At 36.8% G+C, this 6,548-nt stretch carries 6 protein-coding genes; 2 read left to right on the plus strand and 4 right to left on the minus strand.

Going from position 1 to position 6,548, the window contains the following annotated elements; genetic code table 11:
* Together NZ519_10650 and NZ519_10655 are read right to left on the minus strand one after the other, a co-directional pair.
* Positions 1-1,292 (minus strand): hypothetical protein (locus NZ519_10650; protein ID MCS7029208.1); only part of this gene is annotated, 1,292 nt, incomplete at its 3' end.
* Positions 1,293-1,333: 41 nt separating this feature from the next.
* A complete protein-coding gene (locus NZ519_10655) occupies positions 1,334-1,708 on the minus strand; it encodes a hypothetical protein (protein MCS7029209.1) in 375 nt (124 codons plus the stop codon).
* A 213-nt stretch (positions 1,709-1,921) separates the two neighbouring features.
* Here NZ519_10655 and NZ519_10660 point away from each other — a divergent pair, with 213 nt between their 5' ends.
* Together NZ519_10660 and NZ519_10665 are read left to right on the plus strand one after the other, a co-directional pair.
* On the plus strand, positions 1,922-3,859 hold the full coding sequence (locus tag NZ519_10660) for a M1 family aminopeptidase (protein ID MCS7029210.1): 1,938 nt from the start codon (positions 1,922-1,924) through the stop codon (positions 3,857-3,859).
* Between the two features lie 2 nt (positions 3,860-3,861).
* The gene (locus tag NZ519_10665; GenBank protein ID MCS7029211.1) at positions 3,862-4,449 is read left to right on the plus strand and encodes an alpha-ketoglutarate-dependent dioxygenase AlkB; all 588 of its coding nucleotides are present in this window, start codon (positions 3,862-3,864) and stop codon (positions 4,447-4,449) included.
* On the opposite strand, the gene folK is transcribed toward NZ519_10665, so the two are convergent.
* Complete coding sequence (gene folK / locus NZ519_10670; GenBank protein ID MCS7029212.1) at positions 4,417-4,917, minus strand: 2-amino-4-hydroxy-6-hydroxymethyldihydropteridine diphosphokinase; 501 nt, start codon at positions 4,915-4,917, stop codon at positions 4,417-4,419. The two genes, NZ519_10665 and folK, sit on opposite strands and share 33 nt — an antisense overlap.
* Positions 4,918-4,949: 32 nt before the next feature.
* On the minus strand, positions 4,950-6,383 hold the full coding sequence (locus NZ519_10675; GenBank protein MCS7029213.1) for an AAA family ATPase: 1,434 nt from the start codon (positions 6,381-6,383) through the stop codon (positions 4,950-4,952).
* Positions 6,384-6,548 lie beyond the last annotated feature (165 nt).

Genomic DNA, 6,548 nt, shown 5'->3' on the forward strand with positions numbered 1-6,548 from the left:
ATATTTGCGGTTATGCTCCATCCTGAGTACCCACCGGGGGTTGCATTTGATCCAGTAGGCATGTTTGCGCTACATGCGCCAGTAGGAGGGTCAAAAATAATATACCCATTAGCGGATACTAAACATTGAGTGTATGTATTAGCATCAAAGCAGAATGAAAAGTTTATAGGAACATAAGAAGAGCTAAACACGTCATCTGTGGTAAGTCCTGGGACGTTTGTTCCTGTAGTCCAACTTTCAGGGGCATAAGGTATAGAAGAAACAGTATAGCTAAGGTTACATCCAACTGATAAAGAAGAAGGTGCCGTAATGCTTAAATTAGAGTATGGATTACAAGTAGGTGAGGGCCATGAGTCAAGTATCAAGTAATACGTTTGCCCCGCTACAACCGAGACACATAAAGTTTTGTTACCTGAACTACTTTGAGCAGAGGCTACACAAGTACCGCAGTTCATTGGGCAGCCCTGATATAACATTAGTCCTGTCCAAGTACCACTTGAAGTAAGTGTAATAATTACATCGCCTGGTGCAGTTGGGGTAAATACCCAAACTACATCTTCTCCCCCGTAATAGTTGCCATTACCACAAATTACGGAATTACTACCAGTCTGGTCGTCACCTTGTCCGCAAGTAGTACCTGCGCCTGAGGAATAAGGTAAAGCAGGTACATTGATTACACCTGCACCTAAGTTACAAGGTGCAGGGGCAGAAGTAACTTGAATATTATCAATAGCACCAGGGGGCTGTGTGCCTATAGAGCCATCATTGCGCCACGAGAACACTAATCGCATAGTAGTTCCTGCTGCACTGCAGGGTAAATTCAAGGTGGCGAGTTGGTAAGTGCCTTGAAGATTAAAATTACCACCTATTTGCCCAGAACTAAGTAGGATGCCTGCTACAGGAGTAACAGATATAGGTACAAGATAAACTCTTATATAATCAAAACCACCTTCTCCTTGTCCTTTCCATCTGAAAGAAAGTTGAATATTAGGTTCTGCAGCAGGAAAAGAAATATCCCTGTAAAAATGAACTACTGATGAAGAGTTTACATCATAGTTATAGGTAGCTCCTCCTGTATTAGAGATATAAGCACATCTTGTACCTGCAAAAGGTACACCTACTGCACCTACGTACCATTCGTTTGTACCTCCGTTAACCACAGTCCAACCATTAGCGGCAAAAGTGGGACCTAACTCAAACCCACCTTCTGCAGTTGGATCAACCAGTGTGGTTTGAGTATAACTCAAACCTAAAATAAAACAAAAGCAAGCTATGAATACAGATTTTTTCATAAGTGTTTAGGATTAGATTTTTTATTGTTTTTAGACTACTTTTATTGCTTAAGGAATTCTTCTCTACACAAAGATTCTACATCTGCAAAATTTGCCCATTTGTGGTATATTTCAACAGATGGCGTAATGGACTTGATAGCATTTTCAATGGCTGTGTTGTTAGCTTGCACATCTCTATTGACATGCAAAAGCCATATTTTTTGGCTATGGCATACCTTGATAAACTCTACGCCACTCAAACTATTAAGCGCGTTTTTGTACACTCCCATTTTTTCAGGAGCATAATTGAGCACGCCCAACACAACTTCTTCTATATTAGTGCCCTTGATAAAGGCAGGCTGGTACGTGCTTTGCGCTTGAACGCTAAGCAAGTTTAGTACAGTAATAATAGCTGTACAAAGTATTAGCTTTCTCATAAGGAATGAATTTTTACAAAGATACGAACTGTTTTTGAATTAAACAAACTTTTTATTATTATTGAGGTGAAACGTACTTCAATTTCAGAAGTAAAAATTGACTAAAAATAATGTAAAAAACATTGATGAAGTAATTGTGTTAATTTTTGTCTTAATTTTGAATGAAAAATTACCGTGCAATAGATTATGCAACAAAATATATTTTGGCTTCTTTTGCTTGCCATAACAAATTATGCTTATGCTCAACATGCTTTTGAAACCTCTACAGAAAGGTGTGGATATGTAGATAAGTTTTTGACTGAAAATGCCAAAATTACTTATGCACAAAGCCCCTTAGTTCATCAGTATGATGTTAAGTTTTACTTTCTAGACCTGGAAGTATATAACACTTCCACTACTGTATCAGGGAATGTAACTATAAAAGCAAAAGCTACTGTTACTATGGATACTTTTGTGGTGGAATTGCTTAGCAACATGACAGTGGATTCAGTCAAAATTAACGGTAATATCAAGTCTTTTATTCACGCGGATGACCATGTTTATGTTCTACTAGGCACTTCTATAGCTGCACATACTTTGTTTGATGCACAGATATATTACCATGGTACTCCTCCTAATCCTACGGGGTTTTTTGGGGGAATATTTAACAGAACTTCATCTACTTGGGGTAATCAGGTAACTTACACTTTGTCGCAGCCTTTTAACGCCCGAGTATGGTTTCCTTGCAAGCAGGTTTTATCTGATAAAGCCGATTCTTGTTGGGTCTTTATTACCACAAATGCGGCACATAAAGCAGGTTCAAATGGAATACTCACAAATGTAGCCAACCTACCAGGCGGTAAAAAGCGCTATGAGTGGAAATCTAAATACCCAATCGCATACTACTTAATTTCTTTATCCATAACAGGCTATGTAGATTATACCATATATGCAAAACCTGCTGCACTTGCAGGGGACTCCATTATGATACAAAACTTTATTTATGACAATCCTGTAACTTTACCTTTTTTTAAGTCTGAAATTGATAAAACTAAAGCTTTTCTTGAAAAAATGTCCGATCTATTTGGTTTATATCCTTTTTACAAAGAAAAATACGGGCATTGTATGGCACCTTTCAACGGAGGTATGGAACACCAAACAATGACTACACAAGGCTTTTTTGAAGGATTTATTACCGCACATGAGCTAGCCCATCAATGGTTTGGAAATAATGTAACTTGTGCTACTTGGAACGACATCTGGATAAATGAAGGTTTCGCATCCTATTCGGAATACTTAATGGCTGAATTTTTACCTTCCTTGATGAGCATGTCTGCAAAAGCTTTGATGGATACTATTCATAACCGTGTAATGAAAATACCTGACGGCAGCGTATATGTACCCTTATCCGAATCCTTCAATACCTATCGCATCTTTGATGGTAGATTAACCTACCGAAAAGGGGCTTCTATTATTCATAATCTTCGTTTTGAAATGCAAAATGACTCTTTATTCTTCAAAACTCTGAAAGATTTTCAAACTTTATACAAAGATAGCGTAGCAACAGGCTTGCAGTTTAAGCAAGTAGCTGAAACAGTTTCAGGTAAAGATTTTACAGACTTTTTTAATCAATGGTATTTTGGTGAAGGCTACCCTACTTATAATGTCAAGTATGTAAAAACTCACCCTGATACGCTCAAAATTACAGTCATACAAACTACCTCTGCACCAGCTAAAACTCCACTGTTCAAAGGTTTAGTAGAATACAAACTTATCACTACCACAGGGGATACTATCGTAAAACTGTATCAAACTGCTAATGTTAATGTATTCAAAATAAAAACGTATCGCACAGTTACTAATATCATCGTAGATCCAAACAACTGGATTATCAACCGTGTAGGCGATATCATTTTTGTTGATGAAGAAAAATCTCTCAACAATTTAGTGCAAATTTACCCTAATCCTGTGTCTGACTATCTCAACGTTAGCATAGAAACACAAGGTAAAAAAGAAATTGTCATTACTGATGTATTGGGCAGAGTGGTCTATCAAAGCATTACTCATGATAACTTTATTTCCATCCCTACTTTTGGATTGAGCAACAATTTATATGTTGTTACTGCTAGTACAAACAATGCCAAGCAAACTATAAAGTTCATCAAAGAATAAAAATGCAAAATTTACTCTGCCGAGATGGAGAGGTATATTATTACCCATATTTTCTTGACCCGAGTGAATGTGTTTTTTACTATCAAATTTTTGTAAATAAAGTTAAGTGGCAACAGCAAAAAATAAAGTTATTTGGAAAAACTTACCTCTGTCCAAGATTAAGCGCGTGGTATGGTGATGCTGACGCAGAATACACTTATTCTGGAATCCTCAATAAGCCGGAAAAATGGTTTTCAGAATTAGAAACCTTAAAACGAAAAATAGAAGCGTTTTGTAAGCATACATTTAATTCAGTGCTTATCAATTGGTATAGAAATGAAAAAGACTCTATGGGCTGGCATTCAGATGATGAACCCGAGCTAGGTCTAAACCCTGTGATTGCTTCTGTTTCATTGGGGCAGCCTAGAGTTTTCAAATTCAGGCACAGATTTGATAAAACACTAAAACTGTCTATTTGTTTAGAAAACGGTAGCTTGTTAGTTATGAAAGGTGCTTGCCAGCGTTATTGGGAACACGCTATTCCCAAACAAACTAAATCCTGTCAAGGGCGAATCAACTTAACTTTTCGTAAGGTTGTAAGCCTCTCTTGAAGGATTTGACTTAATGTTTTCAATCATTTCTTGAATAGAAATTCGCAATACAGGGTGAATATATGCAGGAAATAATTCTTGCAAAGGTAACAAGGCAAACAAGCGTTGGTCAAGGTAGGGGTGTGGGGTAGTAACAATATCCGTGCAAATAACTTCTTGGTTGTAGTCTAAAATATCCAAGTCTATTATACGCGGTTGCCATTTATGTTCTGAACGTACTCTGCCCATACCTTCCTCAATAGCTAACAAGTATCGCATAAGTGTATCAGCAGTTAAAAGTGTTTGCACTTGTACACAAGCATTCAAAAAATCCTCTTGATGTATATTCCCCCAAGCAGGAGTAACGTAGAAAGTAGAAACGGCTATCAAAGTGGTTTGAGGTATAGCTTGAATATGTCCAATAGCGGTATGTAAGTGTTTATGTTTATTGCCTATATTGCTGCCCAAGCCAATGAAAACCTGTTTCACGTTTCAAAAGTATAAAAAAGTAGGAGGTTAGTTTACTTTTTCTTAATGTATTTTTCATAAAATTCCATTACGCGGGGATTTACTGTAATTTTTTGTGCTTGTACAGGGGCTAGCAAGCAAAGTCCTGACAAGCTTTTTACCCTACTTAGCGCTACATATACTTGTCCATCTGCAAAAGCCGAAGATACATCTATATTTGCTTTTTGAAAGGTCATACCTTGGCTTTTATGTACAGTAATGGCATAAGCAAGTTTGAGGGGATATTGGCTGTATGTTCCTAATACAGTAGCGACAATTTTTTTTTCAATTTTATCATTCTCTTTTGTTTCTGCATACTCATACTTAACATTTTCCCATACCTCTTTTTCCACGATAACCAAACGGTTTGAGCTGCTTTCTTCATCTTTGATGCTTACTACAATGTTATTTTCGTCTAAGTACTCTACTCGCCCTATGGTCCCATTTTGCCAGCCTGTATTAGCAATAATTTCGTAGGGTTCTTCCCCCTCATCGCAATCGGTTTTATATAAAAGATTAAGAGCCATACGTTTATTTCTTAAAAACATTACTTTTGCACCGACCTTAAGTTCTAATTCCATAGGAGCAGGGAGGTTAGTCAAAGGAAATTGACCTTGAATAATCCCACGATAAACATAGCTTTTTCCATTAAGTTGAGCAATACCTGTTTTATTAAAATGCTCTACATCTTGGTTTTTTGTCAGTATGTTTATGCTATCATCGTTAAAATTTATTTTGAAATCAGGCTGATAGCGTTGATTAAGCTTATCTAAGTGGGGATCATTAAAAAAACGTACATCAGCTATGCGTATTTTGTTAAGAATATCTGCAAATTCTTTATCCTTTTGTCTGTGGATAGTTTGAAGTTCAAACACTTCTATATGTTGTTTTTTAAATACTTGTGCTTCAAAAAAATACGGACTAGGATAACGTTTTTTGAATTTTTCTAATAAATCTTTCTGTTCCTCTTGTTTATCTGGTAGTACAGGTGGCAATTGAAATACATCGCCAAAAAATATCATTTTTTTACCCCCAAAAGGAATACAGCCTTTAGTGGTGTTCAAGCGCAGGTAAGTATCTATCGCGTCTAAGATATCTGCACGTACCATAGAAATTTCATCAATGACAATGACTTCAACTGTGTTTATGAGCTTGTAGGTAGTAGATTGTTCGTTCAAAGTTGGTATATCTTCCTCTACTACAATACGGAGTGGAAAACCAAAAAATGAGTGTATAGTTTGCCCGCCAATATTGACAGCAGCTATACCTGTTGGTGCTAAAACGACGGTTTTATCTTTTGGAGCGCAATTTTTAATGTAGTACTTTAATAGTGTACTTTTACCTGTACCTGCTTTTCCTGTGATAAATACGCAGTTGTAGATAGGATTAGTTAAGATAGATAGAGCTTGGCTAAATTCAGGTGTAATTTCTATTTCGTCGTTTTCCATCGTAGGACAAATGATGCTTTTGTGTTTGTATAACTTTACAAAATTACTAAAAAATGTAAAAATTGTATAAATCTTTTATAGATTATCATTTTGGGCGTGCCCTTGCCCACACTTCGCTTGCGCTTGTGTGGGCAAGGTCGGCGTGCTTCGGGCTACGCTATCGCT

The sequence above is a fragment of the Bacteroidia bacterium genome, from assembly GCA_025056095.1.
In the GTDB taxonomy this organism is placed as follows: domain Bacteria; phylum Bacteroidota; class Bacteroidia; order JANWVE01; family JANWVE01; genus JANWVE01.

Coding starts and splice junctions, on each gene's coding strand:
- NZ519_10665 (MCS7029211.1), top strand. CDS start 3,862: ATGCAAAATTTACTCTGCCGAGATGGAGAGGTATATTATTACCCATAT.
- NZ519_10675 (MCS7029213.1), bottom strand. CDS start 6,383: ATGGAAAACGACGAAATAGAAATTACACCTGAATTTAGCCAAGCTCTA.
- NZ519_10655 (MCS7029209.1), bottom strand. CDS start 1,708: ATGAGAAAGCTAATACTTTGTACAGCTATTATTACTGTACTAAACTTG.